Origin of the sequence: Erythrobacter sp. HL-111, assembly GCF_900105095.1 — a bacterium.
Lineage (GTDB): Bacteria > Pseudomonadota > Alphaproteobacteria > Sphingomonadales > Sphingomonadaceae > Erythrobacter.
In genome coordinates this window covers 483426-502267 of sequence record NZ_LT629743.1, presented here as the reverse complement: position 1 = coordinate 502267, position 18842 = coordinate 483426, and the positions used below count along the sequence as shown (strand labels likewise).

The following is an 18842-nucleotide window of genomic DNA, read 5'->3' as shown; positions in this document are numbered from 1 at the left end:
GCAAGGCCTCATGAAAAAGCCCCCGCGCAAGGCTTGCGCGGGGGCTTTTGATGTCGCTGGCGCAAACGCGCGGTCAGTAGCGGTAGTGGTCCGGCTTGAACGGGCCTTCGACCGGCACGCCGATGTAGTCGGCCTGTTTCGGGCTGAGCCTGGTCAGCTGCACGCCGAGCTTTTCGAGGTGGAGCGCGGCGACCTTCTCGTCGAGATGCTTGGGCAGGACGTAGACGTCGTTGTCGTATTCGTCCGACTTGGTGAACAGCTCGATCTGGGCGAGCGTCTGGTTGGTGAAGCTCGCGCTCATCACGAAGCTCGGGTGGCCGGTGGCGCAGCCGAGATTGACGAGCCGGCCCTTGGCGAGGACCAGCAGGCTCTTGCCATCGGGCATGGTCACCATGTCGGTGCCTTCCTTGATCTGCTTCCACTCGTAATTGTCGAGCGCGCTGATCTGGATCTCGCTGTCGAAGTGGCCGATATTGCACACGATCGCCATGTGCTTCATCGCCTTCATGTGCTCGCCGGTGATGACGTCCTCGTTGCCGGTGGCGGTGACGAAGATGTCGGCGCGCTTGACCGCCTCGTCCATCGAGACCACCTCGAACCCGTCCATCGCCGCCTGCAGCGCGCAGATCGGGTCGATCTCGGTCACCATCACGCGGGCGCCGCCGTCGCGCAGGCTGGCCGCCGAACCCTTGCCGACATCGCCGTAGCCCGCGACGCAGGCGACCTTGCCGGCCAGCATCACGTCGGTCGCACGGCGGATCGCGTCGACCAGCGATTCCTTGCAGCCGTAGAGGTTGTCGAACTTCGACTTGGTGACGCTATCGTTGACGTTGATCGCCGGGAAGGGAAGCTTGCCCTGCTTGGCGATCTGGTAGAGCCGCATGACGCCCGTGGTCGTCTCTTCCGAAACGCCCTTCACCGTCTTCACCGTCTTGGTGAGATAGCCCGGCTTCGCCTTGACGAAGGCCTTGAGGGCGCGCTGCATTTCGATTTCCTCGGCATTCTGGGGGTTCGGCATTTCCTCGCCCGCCTCGATCCGCGCGCCCCACAGCGCGAACATGGTCGCATCGCCGCCATCGTCGAGGATCATGTTGGCGGTAAGGTCCGGGTCCTCGTCGGTCGACCAGTCGAAGATGCGCCCGACATAGTCCCAGTAATCGGCGAGGCTTTCGCCCTTGATCGCGAACACCGGCACGCCGCGATCGGCCATGGCGGCGGCGGCGTGGTCCTGGGTGGAGAAGATATTGCAGGTCGCCCAGCGCACTTCCGCGCCGAGTTCGATCAGGGTCTCGATCAGCACCGCGGTCTGGATCGTCATGTGGAGCGAGCCGGTGATCCGCGCGCCCTTCAGCGGCTTCGCGCTGCCATATTCCTCCCGCAGCGCCATCAGGCCCGGCATTTCCGTCTCGGCAATCGCGATCTCGTCGCGGCCGTACTGGGCAAGGCCGATGTCCTTGATCCTGTATTCGACGGCAGGCGTGGCGGCGGTGGCGGTGGCCATGAAGCGATCTCCTTGGGACGAACTCTGGTCGACGAAGTTCATTCACTCCGCCCTCTTGGCGTGGCCCATAGCGGGCACCGCGCGCAGGGGCAATATAAAGTTATCTTTATATCTGAAAATGGCTGGCTGCGGCAGGCCGGAATCCCCTGCGACCGGATGCGCCGGGCAGGCGATCGCGGCGGTTGGCACGGCCCCCGAAGCCGCTATACCGGAAGCGCGTATCATCCACGAGCAAAGGGAGTGCATCCATGACGATTTCGGTAGGCGACAAACTGCCCGACGTGACCCTGGTCAAGGCCACGGCCGACGGCCCGCAGCAGGTCCAGGCGGCCGACTACTTCGCCGGCAAGCGGGTCGCGCTCTTTTCGGTCCCCGGGGCCTTCACCCCGACCTGTTCGGCCAAGCACCTGCCCGGCTTCGTCGAGAAGGCTTCCGACCTCAGGGCCAAGGGGATCGACGAGATCTGCGGCACCGCGGTCAACGACGCCTTCGTGATGCAGGCCTGGAACCAGTCCGCGGGGAGCGAGAACATCACCATGCTCGCCGACGGCAACGGCGATTTCGTCGAGGCGCTGGGCCTCACCATGGACGGATCGGGCTTCGGCATGGGCAAGCGCGGCCAGCGCTTTTCGATGGTGGTGAACGACGGCGTGGTCGAACAGTTGAACGTCGAGGCGCCGGGCGACTTCAAGGTCTCGAGCGCGGAGCACATGCTCGGCCAGCTCTGACGGGCGGACCGGGACGGGACAGGGGCGCTGCCGTTCGCGGACGGCGCCCTTTTCCCGCATCAGGTAAGCGGCGGCGCGCCTTGTGCGATCCACCACGCCAGCCCTCCCGCGATCAGCACCGCGGCGAGCGCCCTTGCCCGCGGCAGGGTCCCGATCCCCTCGCCCCCCGGCGGGACCCGCCGCCGCCCGGTCACCATCGCGCCGACCAGCCGTTCGCGCTGCACCGCCTCGTAGAAGAGGATCGCGGCGACGTGCAGCGCGATGAAGGCGACGACCACCCAGAAGAACGTCTCGTGCAGGTCGGTGATCGTATCGGCGGTCATCACTCCGACCAGCGGATTGAGCGGCCCCGTCATCCCGTCGAAGGGATCGCCCGCGAACAGGCCCATCGACGCCTGCGCCAGCATCACCAGCAGCAGCGCGAGCGTGCTGTACCCGCCCGCCGGATTGTGCCCGACCCGCTGCGCGCCCTCGGGCAGATTCCCCCGAAAATAGGCAAGCACGCTGCTCGGCCCCCGTACGAAATCTGCGAAGCGCGCGGTGCGCGGGCCGAGGAAGCCCCACGCGATGCGCAGCACAAGGATGCCGAAGAGCACGAGGCCGAGCCGCTTGTGCCAGCCCCATTCGGAATTTTCCGCCGTCCACCACATCGCCGGGATCAGGACCACGAAGCTCCAGTGCGACAGGCGCACGACCGGGTCCCACACCCTGACCCGGTGCGGCGGGGCGCCCGGACCCGCGCGAGCGGGCTCGTCCATCGGATCAGGCTTCGTCGTCGTAGCGGAACACGTCGTGGCAGTTCTTGCACGAACCGCCCATTTCCTTGACAGCGGCACCCACGGCAGCCGCCTCGCCGCTGGCCGCGGCTTCGACCAGCGCGGCGCTCGTCTCGGAAAGCTTCTGCCGCGCGGCGGTGAATTCGCCGGGCTCGGCCCAGATCGCGGCCAGCGCCTCGGTGTCGTAACCGTCCTCGCGCGCGGTCTCTTCGACGAAATGCTGTTCGATGTTGCCGGCGCGCTGGTTGATATCCTCGGCATTCGCCTGGATCGCCGCGAAATCCGGGTTTTCCTGTTCGAGCTGGCCGCGGATCGCCTTGAAGGAATCGGCGATCCCTTCGAAATTGTCCTGCCGCTCCCCGATCGCGGGCGAGTTCAGCTCGGTATCGGCCTCGGGTCCCTCGCCCTCGCATCCGGCGAGCGTGCCGGCGATGGCGGCAAGAGCGATTCCGGCGGCGATTCTTGAAGAAAACAGGTCTCGAAGCATGGTGACGAACTCCTCGGGCTGGGACTGCGTGAACGAACCTGAGACAGTGCTAAAACGGTTTCGGGCGCTTCGCAAACTCTCACTTGTGCAGCGCGTCCCCCTCGCCCTGCCGCAAGCGCCGCGCGCATCGGCTCAGGATGGCCCCGTGCGGGCCGGGCGATTCATATGGCAGCAAGCTTGCCGCGACCAACCGGGCCGACCTATATCGCACGCGGTGCCACAGGCCGCATGTCGCACGGAGCGGCCCCTTTGCCGACCGGGCGAACGGGCCCGCGCCGCATGAAGGAGGAAAGCGATGAGTGTGATTTCGAAGCGGGCCGGGCTCGCGCTGCTTGCCGGAGCGCTCGCCCTTCCCGCGTCGGGAGCTTTCGCCCGGCAGGAACCGCAGCAGGGACCGCAGCAGGCGACACCGGCCGGGCCGCACAACGACCGCGACGACACCCTCGCGACCGTCTACGGCTCGCCGCCATCCGATCTAAAGGGCCTTCCCGAAGGACCGGACGTGGAAGGCGTGATCACCGCGCGCAACGGCTCGGCGATCCAGGTCACGAGCACCGACGGGAGCGAGACGATAATCTCGGTCGGCGCCGGCACCGAGATCAAGTCCTCGGGCGGGTTCCTCGGGCTCGCCAAGGACCGGCTCGGCCCCGATGCGCTGCTCAACGGCCTGCCGGTGAAGGTCGACACGGTGCAATGGGGCCGCCGTCTGCTCGCAAGCAGGGTCGATCTCAAGGCGCGCGACCTTCGCACCGCCTCGATGATCCAGTCGGGCACGCGCCAGCAATTCGCCGAACAGGGCGCGGCGATCGAGGAGAACGCGGCGGTGGCCGAAGCCCTGCGCGGGCGGGTCGCGAACATCGACCAGTACAACGTCAAGGGCACGACCAACGTCTACTTCGACACCGGCAAGTACGACCTGTCGGGCCGCGCGCGGAGCGAGCTGTGCGATTTCGCGCGCGAGGCCGAAGCGATGGACAACGCGCTGCTGCTCGTGGTCGGCTACACCGACACGACCGGCAGCTACGAGATCAACCAGGAACTGAGCGAGCGCCGGGCGGGGCGCGTCACCAATTTCCTCCAGCAGCAATGCGGGTGGAAACCGTGGCGGATGCTCACCCCCACCGGCATGGCGACCGCCGATCCGGCGGCCGACAACGGCACCGAGGCCGGCCGCGCACAGAACCGCCGCGTGGCCGTAAACATCCTCGTCTCGAAAAGCGTCGAGGGGATGTGATCCGCGCTTTCGGCCGATGAATCGAAACGGGGCGGACCGCGCATGGCGGCCCGCCCCGTTTTCGTTGCGGCCGGTGCGCCCTCAGTAGCCCATCAGGCTCATCACTTCCTTGCGGCTGCGCGGGTCCTCGAGAAAGCAGCCGAGCATCCGGCTCGTCACCATTTCGACCCCGTGGGTCCTTACTCCGCGCCCGGTCATGCAGCCGTGCTGCGCCTCGATCACGACCGCGACGCCCTGCGGTTCGAGATTGTCCCAGATGCACTGCGCGACCTCCGCGGTGAGCCGTTCCTGCACCTGCAGACGGTTGGCGAAGCCGTGAAGGACGCGCGCGAGCTTGGAGATGCCGACAACGCGCCTGTCCGGCAGGTAGGCGATGTGCGCCTTGCCGGTGATGGGGGCCATGTGATGCTCGCAGGCCGACTGGAAGGGGATGTCCTTCAGCAGCACGATCTCGTCATAGCCGCCCACTTCCTCGAACACGCGGGCGAGATGGATCGCCGGATCCTCGCCATAGCCGCGGCAGTATTCGAGCCATGCCCGGCCCACCCGCTTGGGCGTGTCGAGCAGTCCTTCGCGCGCCGGATCGTCCCCCGCCCAGCGGATCAGCGTGCGGATCGCCTCCTGCACGTCCTCGGGCACCTCGGGCTTGTTGAGCGGATTGTCTGGGTCGAAATCGTCGGAATCGTGATCGAGGCAGTTCATGAATGGCGGTCTTTCCATTGCGGGGAACGAAACTGTTACGGCTCCAGCCACGGAGCGGATGCAGCGGGCGGGCAAATCCGGGTCGCCCGGCGGGGCCGCGCGGCGCGCCGCAGGGGCGCGAAAATTTTCCGAGGCAACGGCTGAATCCCCATCCCGCCTTCCGTATATAGACAGGGCAGGGCGGAATGCACCGCCCAATATTGACATTGGTTGGTAAGAACCCGTTTTGGTGCCGACAGTTCCCTCGCCCGCCGAATTCGAACGCGCCGCGCTCGCGACGATCGCGCGCCTGCCCGACGAATTCCGCCGGCACCTCGCCGACGTGGTGCTGCGGATCGAGGAATTCGCCACCGCCGAACAGCTCGCTTCGGTCGGGATCTCGGATCGCTGGGACCTGACCGGGCTTTACGAAGGCGTGCCCCTGCCCGAACAGTCGCTGTGGGACGAACCGCGGATGCCGCCCGCGATCAGCCTCTTCCGCCAGCCGCTGCTACGCGAGATGGAGGAGACCGGGGTCGGTTTCGAAGCGCTGGTGCGCCATGTCGTGATCCACGAAGCGGGGCACCATTTCGGCTTTTCGGACGAGGACATGCACGCCCTCGAGGACGCGGCGGAGGACTGACGCCGCGCGTCCGGGCGGCAAAACCATGCCGGGCGCACCGGCAGGACCGCGCCGCCCTCCTCCCGCCCCTTGGCGTTGTCCCGCCCGCTCCCGCCGGTTTGGCAGGCGACTTGCATCGCCCACGGCGGCTTCAATTTCGCGGGACGACAGGGCGATGGGACGGACGGGCAATGCGCCGCAGGGCAATCGGACAGCGCGGCTGCGCGTGCTCTTCTACCTCCCGGCGGCGACCCCGTGGTGGTTCGAGATGATCTGCATCCCGCTGATCCGCCTCACCGCCGAAAAGCACGAGGTCCACGTCATGGTCCCCCCGCCGTGGAGCGGGACCGGCATCGGCGCGGGCCAGATCCCGCTGCTCGCCCGCCTGCCCGATGTCTACTGGCACATCCTCGACGGGCCGGACCACCCGCTGCTGCGGACCGACGCGAGCGGGCAGGACGACCTGTTCGAGCTCGTGCGCGTCGTTGCGCCCGACATCGTCCTGTGCCGCAGCGCCGACAACATCGCCCCCGCGCGGTTTCCGGGAATCGTGCGCTACCTCATGGAGGGCGGCGCGCCGCCGCTGATCAACGCGCCGCGTTCGGTCTGGCTCGCGCCCGACCTGTTCGATCACGGCACGCTGCCCGACCTGTCCGACGCGGAGCTCGCGCTGCTCGACGCGCTCGCCGGGCCGGTCTTCGATGCCCTCGACATTTGCGCGCGGCCGCCTGCGCGCGAAGCGTTTTTCGCGATGCACGGCCTCCCGACGGAAAAACGGGTGATCGGCCTGCCGCTCGATTACGAGCACCGCGAGAACTTCTTCGCGCGCCACAATCGCTATCCGTCCAACGCCGCGACGATCGCGGCGATCGCCGCGGAACTGGACGAGGACACGATCCTTGCCGTCACCCACCATCCCCTGACCGAGCGCCACGGCGACCCGCGCAGCATCGACGCCGTCGTCGCCGCACAGGGTGGCCGGGTGCGCGTCCTCGCGAGCCTGGGGCGGCAGGGTTCGACCACACAGGGCCTTGCGGCCCATGCCGACGGCTTCGTCACCGGCAATTCCAAGAGCTGGTCCAACGCCGTCATCGCCGGGACGCCGCTGGTGCGCCTGTCGCCCTTCGCGACCGGGGACTGGGTCGGCGCCTATGCGAGCGTCGCGGACCTCCTTTCCGATCTCGACCGGGGCAGCGCGCGGCGGGCCGACCCGCTGGCGGCGCGGCGCTGGTTCGCCTTTCACCTGCTGAACAACGTGATCGATACCGCGGACGAACGGCTCGACGCCGAAGCGATCGTGGGCCGCGCGCTGACCGACGCCGACCCCGGGCGCTGGCGGGAAATGCTGGAGCGGCAGGTCGCCTCTGACCGGAAGTGCAAGGCGCAGCCGGCCTGAGGGACGGGGCCGGGCCGCGGCGCAGGTGCACCCGAAGGAATCGCCTTGCTCGCGGCGCTCGTCCGTCGTCTCCGATGGCGAACAAGGCCCGAAACCGACAAGGCCCGAAACCGACAAGGCCCGAAACCGACAAGGCCCGCCCCTCTCGCGAGGGACGGGCCTTGTTGGCGCACCCGAAAGGATTCGAACCTCTGACCCCCAGATTCGTAGTCTGGTGCTCTATCCAGCTGAGCTACGGGTGCGCGCTGGAGGGCGGCACATAGGGGGCTGCGCGCGGCTTGGCAATCCCCTCGTGACGATATTGTCATGCCGCGGCAGCGCCGCGGGGGCACGCGCGGCGATCAGCCCTCGCCGCCGCAACGGAAAAGCCGCGCGGCCAGCAGGGAATCGAGCGGCGGCTTGGCCAGTCCGGCGATCTCCTGCGGGGTGAACCAGCCGACCTCGCCCCCTTCGAGCGCGGCCGGTTCCCCCTCCCAGCGCCTCGCGGTGTAAAGGAGGATGACAAGCGCCCGGCGCCCTTCGGCCATGCCTTCCTCGGCAAACCCGGCCGGTTCGAGATCCTCGGTGCGAAGCGTGATCCCGAGCTCCTCGGCAAGCTCCCGCGCGAGACATTCGTTCGGCATTTCAGAGGCTTCTACCTTGCCGCCGGGAAATTCCCAGAGCCCGCCGTGATGCTTGTCCGGCGGTCGCCGGTGCATCAGCCAGCGCCCGTCGGCGCGCTGCAAAGCCCCCGCGCTCACCGCCATCCAGCCGGGCGCAATGTCGGAATTTTTTTCAGCCAAGCGAGCCTCGTCAACCTTTTCTTAAATCCCCGGACCGATTTTGAGCGCGTCAGGAAGACAACGACAGGTGTCCCCATGATTTTGACGGAATTCCTAAAGCACATCGGGAACGACGAATCGGGTGCCACCGCCGTTGAATACGGCCTGATCGTGAGCCTGATCGTGTTGGCACTCGCCGGATCGCTGCAAGCACTCGGAAGCGGCAATGAGGGACTGTGGACCAGCGTTCAGGACGCGTCGAATGAGGTGATGGGTAATTAAGCTGCGCGAAAGAACTCGAATTAGGAATTTTTCAAGAGCTTCCCCTTATCTCGCAAAAGGCCCGTCCGGGAATACCGGCGGGTACGGGTACCGAAGACCGCAACCAGGAGACTAGACATGACCTTCTTCAAGAACCTCGTCCGTGACGAGCAGGGCGCCACCGCCATCGAATACGGCCTGATCGCCGCTCTCATCGCCGTCGCCGCAATCGGCGCGATGACCACGCTGGGCGAGAACCTCGACGCGACCTTCGACGAAGTCTCGGGCGAACTCGCGACTGGCGACTAACAGGTTTCTCCGGAAGCTTGAACAGAGGGCGGCAGGGGCAACCCTGCCGCCCTTTTTCGTGCGCCCTGCCCGCCCGCCCGGTGCCTCAGCGCGCGCGAACGACGATCTTGACCTTCTGCCCGGGCGTCAGCCGGTCGCCCTGGCCCAGCGAGTTGAGCACGCGAAAACGCTCTTCCTGCGCGTTCGGGTAGGCCATGCGCCGCGCAAGGCTGGCGATGGTGTCGCCGCGGCCGACCGTCACCACCTGCACCCGTTTCGGAACGACGTCGGCCGCCTCCTGCTGGCTGATCCGGCGCATCGACTGGAACATAGGGCCGAAGGTGCCCGCCTGGCCCGCCGGAGTCACCGCGGCGAAGTGATAGGCCCGGTCGGGCGAGAATTCATAGGCATAGACGACCACGTCGAGCTGGCCGTTCTGGGCGTTGATCCGCGCTGTCCCGACCGCCGCGCGCAGCCCGTTGACGGTGGTGCGGCGGACCTCCTGCGGGGCGAGACGCTGGTTCTCCCCGCCGACCGCCGCGAAGACCGACCGCATGTAGCGATCGAGGTCGCCGGCATAGGGCGCAAGGCTCATCTGCGCCTGCCCGACCTGCCCGTTGATCTGGACCGAGCTCGTCCCGTTCACCATGTAATAGCCCTGCGGCACGGTGAAGGTCAGCCGCAGGTCCGGGTGGACGAAACGCAGCCCGTCGATGATGCCCTGTTCGGGATCGTCGCCGTAGATCAGCCCGTCGATCCGCGACAGGAACGTGTCGGTGTTCGTGACACCCGGTGCGAGCGGCGCTGCCTTGGCAAGCGCCTCGCGCGTGCGGCTCGCCGGGTTGGGGTGGGTCGAGGCCCATTCGGGGATCGAGGCGTTGCGCCCCTCGACCCGCGCCTCGAGGGTGTTCTGTTCGGCAAGGCTCGCCAGCACCGTTCCCATCGCGCGCGGATCGTACCCGGCGCGCTGGAGATAGAGGATGCCGAGATTGTCGGCCTCGGTCTCCTGACTGCGCGAATAGCTCAGCGTCAGCAACTGCGAGCCCTGCAGCAGCCCGCGCGAGAGCGTCTCGCCAAGGCCGCTGTCGCCGAGCAGGATCGAACTGCCGATCGCGCCGAGGATGCCGAAGATGGAATTTCTCTGCGCGGCCGCCTGGCGGCGCTGCGAATGGCGCGCGGCGACGTGGCCGACCTCGTGCCCCAGCACCGCGGCGAGCTCGGCCTCGTTGTCCATCAGCGTCACCAGCTGGCGGGTCGTGTAGACATAGCCGCCGGGGACCGCGAAGGCATTGTGCGCCGGCGAATTGAGCAGGCTCACGGTAAAGCTCTCGCGCGCATTGCCGAGGCCGGAATGGACCGCGATGTTCTTGCCCACCTGTTCGACATAGGCTGCCTGCGGACCGGTCATCGCGCCGCCGAACTGCTGCAGGAACTGGGGGTGGTATTTCGCCCCCTGCCTGGCTTCCTCCGGCGTGATCGGGGTCGAGATGCTGGGAATGTCGCCCATCCCCACGCATCCGGCGAGCGCCAGCGTCGCGGCCGAGGCGGCGGCGAGCCGCAGGGTTTTCGCTTTGACGGTCTTCCTCAACATGGCCTCGGGCCTCCTCTCCAGCGGCATTCCTCGATCTGGTTAACCAATACGCCGGGCCGCTGGAAGTTTCGAGGACAGCCGCGCCCGTCAGCCGCCGAGTTGCAGGAAACGCTCCTCGCGCCTGGCGACCAGCGCCTCGGGCGAAAGGCCGGACAGCCCGTCGATCTCCTCGGCGATCGCCTTGCCGAGCGACTTCGCCGCCGCCGCCGGGCCGCGATGCGCGCCGCCCATGGGTTCCTTGACGATCCGGTCGATCACCTTGAGCCGTTTGAGATGCTGCGCGGTGACCTTCATCGCCTCGGCCGCCTCGGGCGCCTTTTCCGCGGTGCGCCAGAGGATCGAGGCGCAGCCTTCGGGCGAGATCACCGAATAGACCGCGTGCTCCATCATCAGCACGCGTTCCGCGCTGGCAAGCGCCACCGCGCCGCCCGACCCGCCCTCTCCCACGATCGCCGCGACCATCGGCACGCCCAGGGCAAGGCACGCCTCGGTCGAGCGGGCGATCGCCTCGGCCTGGCCGCGCTCCTCCGCCTCGATCCCCGGAAACGCGCCCGAGGTATCGACCAGCGTGACCACCGGCAGGCCGAATCGGTCGGCGAGTTCCATCAGGCGCACCGCCTTGCGATAGCCCTCGGGCTTGCCCATGCCGAAATTGTGCCGGATCCGGCTCTGCGTGTCGTTGCCCTTTTCGTGCCCGATCAGCATGACCCGCCGCCCGTCGAGCATGGCAAAGCCGCCCATGATCGCCTGATCGTCGCCATAGAGCCGATCCCCGCCGAGCGGCACGAAATCCTCGAAGGCGTGGGCGACGTAGTCGCGGAAATGGGGCCGCTGGGGATGGCGGGCGACCTGGGTCTTCTGCCACGGGGTGAGCGAGGCATAGGTGCTGGCGAGCAGGTCCGCGGCCTTGGACTCGAGCCGGGCGATCTCGTCCGCGACATCGACATCGTGTTCGGCATCGACCGTCCTCAGGGCGGCGATGCGTTCATCGATGCTCTGCACCGGCTTTTCGAAATCGAGATAGCTGACCTTGGACATATCCTTTACGGCGCTATCGGGATGTTGCGCGGGGGGCAAGCCTCATGGCTTCCGGTTTCCCAAGGGGTGGCGCGAATTGACCAGCTCGACGAGCCGTGCGGCATCGACATGAGTGTAGATCTGCGTCGTCGCGATGTCGGCGTGGCCGAGCAGGGTCTGCAACACGCGCAGGTCCGCCCCGCCTTCGAGCAGGTGGGTCGCGAAGGCATGGCGCAGCACGTGCGGGGAAACCCCCGCCGGGTCGAGCCCGGCGCGCACCGCGAGCGCCTTGACGAGCTGGAACAGCCGCACCCGGGTCAGGTGGCCCGACTTGCCGCGCGAGGGAAACAGGAAGCGCGATTGTCCCGCCGGACGCACCGCGCGCCAGCGAACGAGCGCCTCGGCGGCGCGCGTGCTTACCGGCACCATGCGCGCCTGGCCGCCCTTGCCCGTGACCGTGAGGAAAGGCGCATCGCGCGGCACCGCGCCGAGGGGAAGCGCGACCAGCTCGCTCGCGCGCAGGCCGGAACCGTAAAGCAGTTCGATCAGCGCCAGCAGCCGCACCGCATCGGGCTTGTTCCCTTCCGCCTCCCGCTCGGCGGTCGCGAACAGCGCTTCGACCGCCTCATGGCCGAGCACCTTGGGCAGGGGCCGACGCGTGCGCGGGGCGGGCAGCGCGCCCGAAGGGTCGTCATCGCGCCAACCCTCGTCCAGTGCGAAGCCGAAGAACTGTCGCAGCGCCGAAGCCTTGCGCGCCACGGTAGAGGGGGCGAGCGCCGCCCATGCCCCCGCGAGCTGCGCGACCTTCGCGCGCGGCGCCGCGGCAAGTTCGCCGATCGCGTCCTCCGCCTGGGCGAGGTCGCGGGCATAGGCGGCGAGCGTGTTCGCCGCCGCACCGCGTTCGCTCGCGAGCATGTCGAGAAACGCGTCGGTTGCCGCCGACACGGCCCCTACCCCCGCGCGACCGCTTCCGCCGCGATCATCCGCGCCTCGGCCTCGAGCCCGACCAGCCGCAGGCTCCGCACGATGTGGTAGAGGTGGAGCGGGGTCATCTGCGCCCAGTCCGTCCCCTGCATCCCGAGCCCGGCGAGCATCGCGACGAGCGCGGCGTTTTCGACCTCGCCCGCGCGGGCGATCATGCGGGTCCAGCGGGTTTCCCGCGCGAGGTCGATCCCGAGCCGTTCGGCGAAGGCCGCGCGGTCGTCCCCGTCGATCCGCCCGAGCCCGGCGAGCCCCGCGATCAAGAACGCGCTCTTGCGCTGGCGCGCGCTGTCATCGGCATCGACGAAGGCATCGACCGCGCCCTGCCCGGCCCTGCCCCCGTCGGGATCGGCCAGCGCGACGAGCGCCCAGCCCATGCTCCCTTCGGAAACGAGATCGCGCCAGGCCGCCGCGTCGCGGTCGAGCCCGGCGGTCAGCATCGACGCGATGAGGTCGCCCGCCGCCTCGGCCAGAGCGGCGCTGGCGGGGACGCGCGCGGCGGCATAGGCGGTTGCGACCAACGCGCCGTAATCGGGCGCCGCGCCGTCCCCCCACAAGCGCTGCATCGCCGCGATCCGGGTCTCGGGCGCGGGCGAGATATAGGCTTCGCGCAGCGCCCCGGCCTGCGCCGCGGGCTCGCCCCCGATCGCGCTGTCGGCATAGACCTGGGAAAAGAGGTTCACCATGGCATCGGCAGAGAACACGCCCGCCGCGGCCGCCCGGCCGGCAAGGCCGAGCCGTTCGTCCGGGGAAAGCTGCGGCGCGGATGCGGCGGCGAGCGCGTAATAGGGTTCCGCGTCGGCCAGGAGGTCTTCGGGCACAGGTTCCCCCAGCGCCGTCGCGAGGCCGAAGCGCCAGGGATTCATGTCCTCGACCTCGTCCCAATCGATCTCGACCGCGCGCTGCCCGCGCCCCGCGGCTCCCGCATAACGCCGTGCCAGCAGCACGTCGATGCGCGGGGCGATGCCCTGGTTCAGCGCCCGGTCGAGCTCGGCCGCGGCGCGCGTGGGCTCGCCCGCATAGGCATCGCAGATCGCCTGCCACATCACCCATTGCGCGTCGGTCCGGGCCGATCCCTGCAACCGGATGGCCGGGCAGGCCCCGGTGAAATCGGTCAGCGCGACATAGGCGGAAAGCGCCTCGCCGGTCAGGCCCGCGTTCCAGTTCGCGGTGTCGACATCCTGCGCGATCCCGCGCGCCGCGACGTGTTCGCCCATGCGGTTGAGCACGCCGGCCCGCAGCGCCGCGAATTCGACCGGGTCCATGCCCTCGGGCGCGGCCAGCCGGCTGGCGAGCGCGCGGCGCATCAGGATGTGCCCCCAGCGCGAAACCAGCGGGGTGCGCGTGCCCGCGAGCACGGCGCGCACCAGCCGCGCGGGCTGGCGGGCGAGCGAACGGGTCGCAAACCCGCCCTCGGCCGGGGCCAGCAGGCCGACCTGGCTCAGCGAGCGGCGCGCGGCGGGGGGAATGTCGAACTTCGGCTTGAGGCCGAGCAGTTCGTCGAGCTCGTCGGTCGGCAGGTCCTCGAGCTCCTCGATCGAGGGCAGGTCTTCCAGTTGCTCCTGCGAGAGGCGGGGCACCGGCGGGCGGCTTTCCGGCGCAGGCTCGTCGGCGCCTTCTTCCCCGGTTCCGGATTCGGGCGCGCGCCGGGGCGGGGGCGCGGGGGCGAGCGTCGGCGCCGCGGTCGGCCTGGTGACGGGCGGCGCGGTCGGTACCGGGGTCGGCGACGGGCTCGGCGCGGGGTCGTCGAAACCGGGCGGGAGCAGCGATTCGGGCCGGTCCTGCGCCCCGAGCGAGCCCGCGAAAACCGCCCCGCCCAGCGCCCCGGCCATGGCGATCGCCGCCACCCCGGCGGCGCGGCGCGAAGCCTTCATCGCGCGCGCTCCGCGAGGTCCACGGGTTCCGCGATCGGCCGGATCGGTTCTTCCCCGCCGTCGACGAAGGCGAATGCCAGGACGGCGAGAAGCGCGAGCCCCGCCACCAGCGTGGCCCGCCCAAGCCGGGCGAAACCGTTCCGGCGGCGCGGGGCCGCGCGCGGCGGCCCGATGCGGGCGCCGATGCGGCCCTCGGACGACCGGCGGGAAAGGGAGACGCGAGACATGTTGCGCGGGCTCTAGCCCATCTATAGGCCTTGCGGCAATGACCGGTGACATCGCCCTCGACGATACGCGCATCGCCCGGCTCCAGGGCCGGATCGACCGCCCGATCGTGCTCGTCGGGCTGATGGGCGTGGGCAAGTCCACCGTCGGCCGGCGCCTTGCCGCGATGCTCCAGCGCAGCTTCGTCGATGCCGACGAGGCGATCGAAAAGGCGGCCCGGCGATCGATCCCGGAAATCTTCGAGGAATTCGGCGAACCCTATTTCCGCGACGGCGAACGGCGCGTCATCGCCCGCCTGATCGACGAGGCGGCGGGCGTGATCGCGACCGGCGGCGGGGCCTTCGTCGATCCGGAAACCCGCGCGCTGATCCTCGAACGCGCGATCGCGGTGTGGATCGATTGCGACATCGACACGCTGGTGGAACGCACCTCGCGCCGCAATTCGCGGCCGCTGCTGAAGAACGGCGATCCGAAGGAAATCCTCACCCGGCTCGACCGCGAACGCCGCGCCTTCTACGCCGAGGCGCCGGTGCAGGTCGAAAGCATCAAGGGGCCCCATGCCGACACCGCCCGCGCGATCATCGAGGCGATCGAGGAGCATCTCGCATGACCGCCCCCTCCCGCACCCCCGCCCGCACCCCCGCCCGCACCGTGCCGGTGGCGCTCGCCGGGCGGTCCTATGACGTGGTGATCGAACCGGGCTGCGTCATCGAAGGGTTCGCCCGCCATGCCGGGCCTTTCCTGCCGCGCGGGGCCGGGCGCAAGGCGGCCTTCGTCGCCGATGCGAACACGCACCGGCTGTTCGCCGCGCGGATCGAGGCGCGCTGCGCCGAGGAGGGAATCGAGCCCGACTGGTTCGTCGTCGAGCCGGGCGAAGGCGCGAAAAGCTGGGCCGTGCTCGAGACGCTGTGCGATCGCCTGCTCGCCCTCGGCCTGACCCGGTCGGATCATGTCGTCGCGCTGGGAGGAGGCGTGGTCGGCGATCTCACCGGCTTCGCCGCCGCGGTGCTGAAGCGGGGTTGCGGTTTCGTCCAGGTGCCGACGACGCTGCTCGCGCAGGTGGATTCCTCGGTCGGGGGCAAGACCGCGATCAACACGGGCGCGGGCAAGAACCTGATCGGTGCGTTCCACCAGCCCTCGCTGGTGCTGATCGACCCGCTGGTGCTGGACAGCCTGCCGGACCGCGAAATGCGGGCGGGCTATGCCGAGGTCCTGAAATACGGCCTGCTGGGCGATGCGGCGTTCTTCGATTGGCTCGAGGCGAACGGCACGGCGGTGCTGGCGCGCGAGCCGGAGCCGCTCGCCCATGCCATCGCCACCAGCGTCGCCGCCAAGGCCCGCATCGTCGCCGAGGACGAGCGCGAGACGAGCGGGCGCCGGGCGCTGCTCAATCTCGGGCACACCTTCGGCCATGCGCTCGAGGCGGAGACGGGCTTTTCGGACAGGCTCCTGCATGGCGAGGCGGTCGCGCTCGGCATGGTGCTTGCCGGCCGCTATTCGGCGCGGCGGGGGGAACTGGCGCATGAGGAGGCGGAGCGCGCCGCGCGCGCGATCGGTGCTGCCGGCCTCCCTTCCGAGATCGCGGCGCTCGGCCTCGAATGCGATGGCGAACGGCTGGTCGATCACATGCGCCACGACAAGAAGATGGAAGGATCGGGGACGCTCCCTTTCCTCCTGCTGCGCGGCATCGGCAAGGCCTTCATGGCGCGCGATGTCGAGCTTGCCGATGTCGCCGCCTTCCTCGACGAACAATTGCAGGCGCACTGACCGCGTCCGCCTGCAGGGTAGCGGTTCGGGCGCCCTTGCGGTCAGACCGCGGGCCGCGCCGTGCCCTTGGGAAGCTTGTCCGAAATGTCGGTGACCTTGCCCTCGGTCTTCGTTTCCTCGTCCTCCGCCAGCATCGTGTCGTGCTCGGCAAACAGGCGCTCGATATCGGCGCGCCGTTCGATCAGCAGGTGCGCGATGCCGGGGGCAAGGCTTTCCCCGTCGCCGATCTGGCCGAGGATCGCGGCAAGATCGCTCGCCGTCGCGTCCTTGGCGTTCTTGAAGAAGTGACCCTTGCGGTCGAAATATCCGGTGCCCTTGCGTGCCATGTCCGATCCCTCCTGATGCGCGCCGGGATTGGCGCGAATCGGCAGCCCGATCTTCCGGGGGAACGCTCCCGGTAACCATCACATTTACGTGAATTGGCAGGATCGCGGCGCCCAAAACATTGAATTCAGGGCGCGCGTTTACAATTCTGAAGCGCGCACGGTCCTTCGATTGCCCGCCGGGGCAACTTCCTTGCCGCGACCGGGCCGCCCGCCCGTTACTCCAGTTCGAGAATCACCGCGTCCACCGCCAGGCTTTCGCCCTCTTCGGCGTTGATCGCGGCGATGCGGCCCTCCTTTTCGGCGCGCAGGATGTTCTCCATCTTCATCGCCTCGACCGTGGCGAGCGGCTGGCCCGGCTGGACCTCGTCGCCCGTCGCCACGTGGAGCTTCACCAGCACGCCGGGCATGGGGCAGATGAGCATCTTGGAAAGGTCCGGCGGTTCCTTCTCGATCATCAGGCTTTCGTGCCGCGCGAGGCGCAGCGGCAGGACCAGCGCGCGATGGGCCGCGCCGCGGGTGGTGACGACCCAGTGATTGCCCTTGCGCTCGACGATCAGGCCGAAGGCGTTGCCGTCCTCATCGGTCGCGCTCGCCTCGACCATGCCGGGCACCCAGTCGCACGTGCCTTCGACCCGGTGCCCGTCGACCAGCGCATGGCCCTGGCCGAGAACGACCTCGAAGCGCCGGTCGCCGAGCTTCACCAGCCATTTCGCGGTGGTCCGCATCACGCCCGCGCGTCCGTCATCGCCGTCGAGCTGGCCCGAAATGCGCCGCGCGCGGTTGGCCCAGGTGAATTCGATCCCCGCCGCGATCGCCGCCAGCCGCCGCTCGAATTCCTCCGTGACCGGCGCGCCGACGAAGCCTTCGGGGTATTCCTCGGCGATGAAGCCCGTCGTCAGTTCCCCCGAACGGAAACGCGGGTGCTGCATGATCGCGGAAAGGAAATCGACATTGTGGCCGAGCCCCTTGATGCGAAAACGGTCGAGCGCCTCGACCTGGAGGTCCGCCGCCTCGTCGCGCGTGGGCGCCCAGGTGACGAGTTTCGCGATCATCGGGTCGTAGAACATCGACACCTCGCCGCCTTCGAACACGCCGTCATCGACGCGGATCGATCCCGCGCCGTGCGCGACCCCGCGGCGGGCCATGCCCTGCACCTGTTCGTCCTCGCTCCAGCCGGGGATCGGCGGCGAATAATGCGTCAGGCGGCCGGTCGACGGCAGGAAACCGCGATAGGGGTCCTCCGCATAGACGCGGTTCTCGATCGACCAGCCTTGGATGCCGATGTCGTCCTGCGTCATCGACAGCTTCTCGCCATATGCGACGCGGATCATCTGTTCGACGAGGTCGATGCCGGTGATCGCCTCGGTCACGGGGTGTTCGACCTGGAGGCGCGTGTTCATCTCGAGGAAGTAGAAGCTTTCGCCGCTCGGGTCCGCGCCCGAGACGATCAGTTCGACCGTGCCCGCCGAGTGATAGCCGACCGCCTGCGCCAGCGCGACGCATTGCTCGCCCATGGCCTTGCGCATCTTCGGCGTGACGAAGGGCGACGGCGCTTCCTCGACCACCTTCTGGTGGCGCCGCTGGATCGAGCATTCGCGCTCGTTCAGGTAGAGGATGTTGCCGTGCTTGTCGCCGAGGATCTGGATTTCGATGTGGCGCGGGTTCTCGATGAACTTCTCGATGAAGACGCGGTCGTCGCCGAAGGAGTTGAGGCCTTCGCGCTTGGTCGCCTCGAAGCCTTCGCGCACATCCTTTTCGGACCAGGCAAGGCGCATCCCCTTGCCCCCGCCCCCGGCGCTGGCCTTCATCATCACCGGATAGCCGATCTCGTTCGAGATCTCGACCGCGTGGTCGGTATCCCGAATCTCGCCGACGAAGCCGGGGACGACGTTGACGCCCGCTTCCCGCGCGAGCTTCTTCGATTCGATCTTGTCGCCCATCGCCGCGATCGCATTCGCGGGCGGGCCGATGAAGGCGATGCCTTCCTTGTCGAGGGCCTCGACGAAGCTCGCGCGTTCCGAGAGGAAGCCGTAGCCGGGATGGATCGCCTCGGCCCCGGTCTGCTTCGCGGCGGCGATGATCTTGTCAGGCACGAGATAGCTTTCGGCCGCGGGCGAGGGCCCGATATGGACCGCCTCGTCCGCCATCTTCACGAAGGGCGCGTGGCGGTCGGCATCCGAATGGACCGCGACCGTCGCGATCCCCAGCTTCTTCGCGGTGGTGATGACGCGGCAGGCGATCTCGCCGCGATTGGCAATCAGGATTTTCGAGAACAAGCGTCAACCTCCCGGAAACGGCACGAGCGAAGCGTGCCATCTGCCTATGC

Annotated in this window: 20 protein-coding genes and 1 tRNA gene; 8 read left to right on the top strand and 13 right to left on the bottom strand. The window is 68.5% G+C overall.

The window, feature by feature from the left end; genetic code table 11:
- Positions 1-73: 73 nt before the first annotated feature.
- The gene (gene ahcY / locus BLU08_RS02420; protein WP_090194755.1) at positions 74-1501 is read right to left on the bottom strand and encodes an adenosylhomocysteinase; all 1428 of its coding nucleotides are present in this window, start codon (positions 1499-1501) and stop codon (positions 74-76) included.
- Between the two features lie 248 nt (positions 1502-1749).
- On the opposite strand from ahcY, the gene BLU08_RS02415 reads away from it, so the two are divergent.
- Positions 1750-2229, top strand: a complete 480-nt coding sequence (locus BLU08_RS02415; RefSeq protein ID WP_090194752.1) for a peroxiredoxin — start codon at positions 1750-1752, stop codon at positions 2227-2229.
- A gap of 59 nt (positions 2230-2288) precedes the next feature.
- On the opposite strand, the gene BLU08_RS02410 is transcribed toward BLU08_RS02415, so the two are convergent.
- Both BLU08_RS02410 and BLU08_RS02405 read right to left on the bottom strand, forming a co-directional pair.
- On the bottom strand, positions 2289-2987 hold the full coding sequence (locus BLU08_RS02410; protein WP_090194750.1) for a cytochrome b/b6 domain-containing protein: 699 nt from the start codon (positions 2985-2987) through the stop codon (positions 2289-2291).
- 4 nt (positions 2988-2991) lie between these two features.
- Positions 2992-3492, bottom strand: a complete 501-nt coding sequence (locus BLU08_RS02405) for a cytochrome c (protein ID WP_090194748.1) — start codon at positions 3490-3492, stop codon at positions 2992-2994.
- A gap of 295 nt (positions 3493-3787) precedes the next feature.
- On the opposite strand from BLU08_RS02405, the gene BLU08_RS02400 reads away from it, so the two are divergent.
- The gene (locus BLU08_RS02400; RefSeq protein ID WP_090194745.1) at positions 3788-4726 is read left to right on the top strand and encodes an OmpA family protein; all 939 of its coding nucleotides are present in this window, start codon (positions 3788-3790) and stop codon (positions 4724-4726) included.
- Positions 4727-4807: 81 nt separating this feature from the next.
- Here BLU08_RS02400 and folE read toward each other — a convergent pair whose 3' ends face one another.
- Positions 4808-5428 carry a GTP cyclohydrolase I FolE gene (gene folE / locus BLU08_RS02395; protein ID WP_090194742.1) on the bottom strand — a complete coding sequence of 207 codons (621 nt, stop codon included), beginning with the start codon at positions 5426-5428 and terminating at the stop codon, positions 4808-4810.
- Positions 5429-5657: 229 nt separating this feature from the next.
- Here folE and BLU08_RS02390 point away from each other — a divergent pair, with 229 nt between their 5' ends.
- Together BLU08_RS02390 and BLU08_RS02385 are read left to right on the top strand one after the other, a co-directional pair.
- A complete protein-coding gene (locus tag BLU08_RS02390; RefSeq protein ID WP_369816822.1) occupies positions 5658-6050 on the top strand; it encodes a metallopeptidase family protein in 393 nt (130 codons plus the stop codon).
- Positions 6051-6255: 205 nt separating this feature from the next.
- Positions 6256-7425 carry a hypothetical protein gene (locus tag BLU08_RS02385; protein WP_172800964.1) on the top strand — a complete coding sequence of 390 codons (1170 nt, stop codon included), beginning with the start codon at positions 6256-6258 and terminating at the stop codon, positions 7423-7425.
- Between the two features lie 165 nt (positions 7426-7590).
- Here BLU08_RS02385 and BLU08_RS02380 read toward each other — a convergent pair.
- Together BLU08_RS02380 and BLU08_RS02375 are read right to left on the bottom strand one after the other, a co-directional pair.
- Positions 7591-7667, bottom strand: a tRNA-Arg gene (locus BLU08_RS02380).
- 99 nt (positions 7668-7766) lie between these two features.
- Positions 7767-8207 (bottom strand): (deoxy)nucleoside triphosphate pyrophosphohydrolase, encoded by a 441-nt coding sequence (locus tag BLU08_RS02375; RefSeq protein ID WP_369816821.1) that lies wholly within the window; start codon positions 8205-8207, stop codon positions 7767-7769.
- A 75-nt stretch (positions 8208-8282) separates the two neighbouring features.
- On the opposite strand from BLU08_RS02375, the gene BLU08_RS02370 reads away from it, so the two are divergent.
- Complete coding sequence (locus tag BLU08_RS02370; RefSeq protein WP_090194735.1) at positions 8283-8468, top strand: Flp family type IVb pilin; 186 nt, start codon at positions 8283-8285, stop codon at positions 8466-8468.
- Between the two features lie 117 nt (positions 8469-8585).
- Positions 8586-8756, top strand: a complete 171-nt coding sequence (locus tag BLU08_RS02365) for a Flp family type IVb pilin (protein WP_090194731.1) — start codon at positions 8586-8588, stop codon at positions 8754-8756.
- An 85-nt stretch (positions 8757-8841) separates the two neighbouring features.
- Here the strand turns inward: BLU08_RS02365 and BLU08_RS02360 are convergent, their stop codons facing one another.
- The 5 genes from BLU08_RS02360 to BLU08_RS02340 all read right to left on the bottom strand — a co-directional run bounded on the left by BLU08_RS02360 (position 8842) and on the right by BLU08_RS02340 (position 14425).
- Positions 8842-10326, bottom strand: coding sequence for a M48 family metalloprotease (locus tag BLU08_RS02360; RefSeq protein WP_090194729.1), 1485 nt, complete (start codon positions 10324-10326; stop codon positions 8842-8844).
- Positions 10327-10413: 87 nt separating this feature from the next.
- On the bottom strand, positions 10414-11364 hold the full coding sequence (locus BLU08_RS02355) for an acetyl-CoA carboxylase carboxyltransferase subunit alpha (RefSeq protein WP_090194726.1): 951 nt from the start codon (positions 11362-11364) through the stop codon (positions 10414-10416).
- 42 nt (positions 11365-11406) lie between these two features.
- Positions 11407-12288, bottom strand: a complete 882-nt coding sequence (locus BLU08_RS02350) for a tyrosine recombinase (RefSeq protein WP_090194724.1) — start codon at positions 12286-12288, stop codon at positions 11407-11409.
- 5 nt (positions 12289-12293) lie between these two features.
- Positions 12294-14198 carry a hypothetical protein gene (locus tag BLU08_RS02345; RefSeq protein ID WP_090194720.1) on the bottom strand — a complete coding sequence of 635 codons (1905 nt, stop codon included), beginning with the start codon at positions 14196-14198 and terminating at the stop codon, positions 12294-12296.
- Positions 14195-14425: a hypothetical protein gene (locus tag BLU08_RS02340; RefSeq protein ID WP_090194717.1), complete on the bottom strand. Its 231-nt coding sequence runs from the start codon at positions 14423-14425 to the stop codon at positions 14195-14197. The genes BLU08_RS02345 and BLU08_RS02340 overlap by 4 nt, the downstream gene beginning before the upstream one ends.
- A gap of 38 nt (positions 14426-14463) precedes the next feature.
- On the opposite strand from BLU08_RS02340, the gene BLU08_RS02335 reads away from it, so the two are divergent.
- Together BLU08_RS02335 and aroB are read left to right on the top strand one after the other, a co-directional pair.
- Positions 14464-15033 (top strand): shikimate kinase, encoded by a 570-nt coding sequence (locus BLU08_RS02335; protein WP_090194714.1) that lies wholly within the window; start codon positions 14464-14466, stop codon positions 15031-15033.
- A complete protein-coding gene (aroB, locus tag BLU08_RS02330) occupies positions 15030-16190 on the top strand; it encodes a 3-dehydroquinate synthase (protein WP_090194711.1) in 1161 nt (386 codons plus the stop codon). The genes BLU08_RS02335 and aroB overlap by 4 nt, the downstream gene beginning before the upstream one ends.
- A 41-nt stretch (positions 16191-16231) precedes the next feature.
- Here the strand turns inward: aroB and BLU08_RS02325 are convergent, their stop codons facing one another.
- Both BLU08_RS02325 and BLU08_RS02320 read right to left on the bottom strand, forming a co-directional pair.
- Positions 16232-16516: a hypothetical protein gene (locus BLU08_RS02325; protein ID WP_090194709.1), complete on the bottom strand. Its 285-nt coding sequence runs from the start codon at positions 16514-16516 to the stop codon at positions 16232-16234.
- A 215-nt stretch (positions 16517-16731) separates the two neighbouring features.
- Positions 16732-18792, bottom strand: a complete 2061-nt coding sequence (locus BLU08_RS02320; protein ID WP_090194706.1) for an acetyl/propionyl/methylcrotonyl-CoA carboxylase subunit alpha — start codon at positions 18790-18792, stop codon at positions 16732-16734.
- Positions 18793-18842 lie beyond the last annotated feature (50 nt).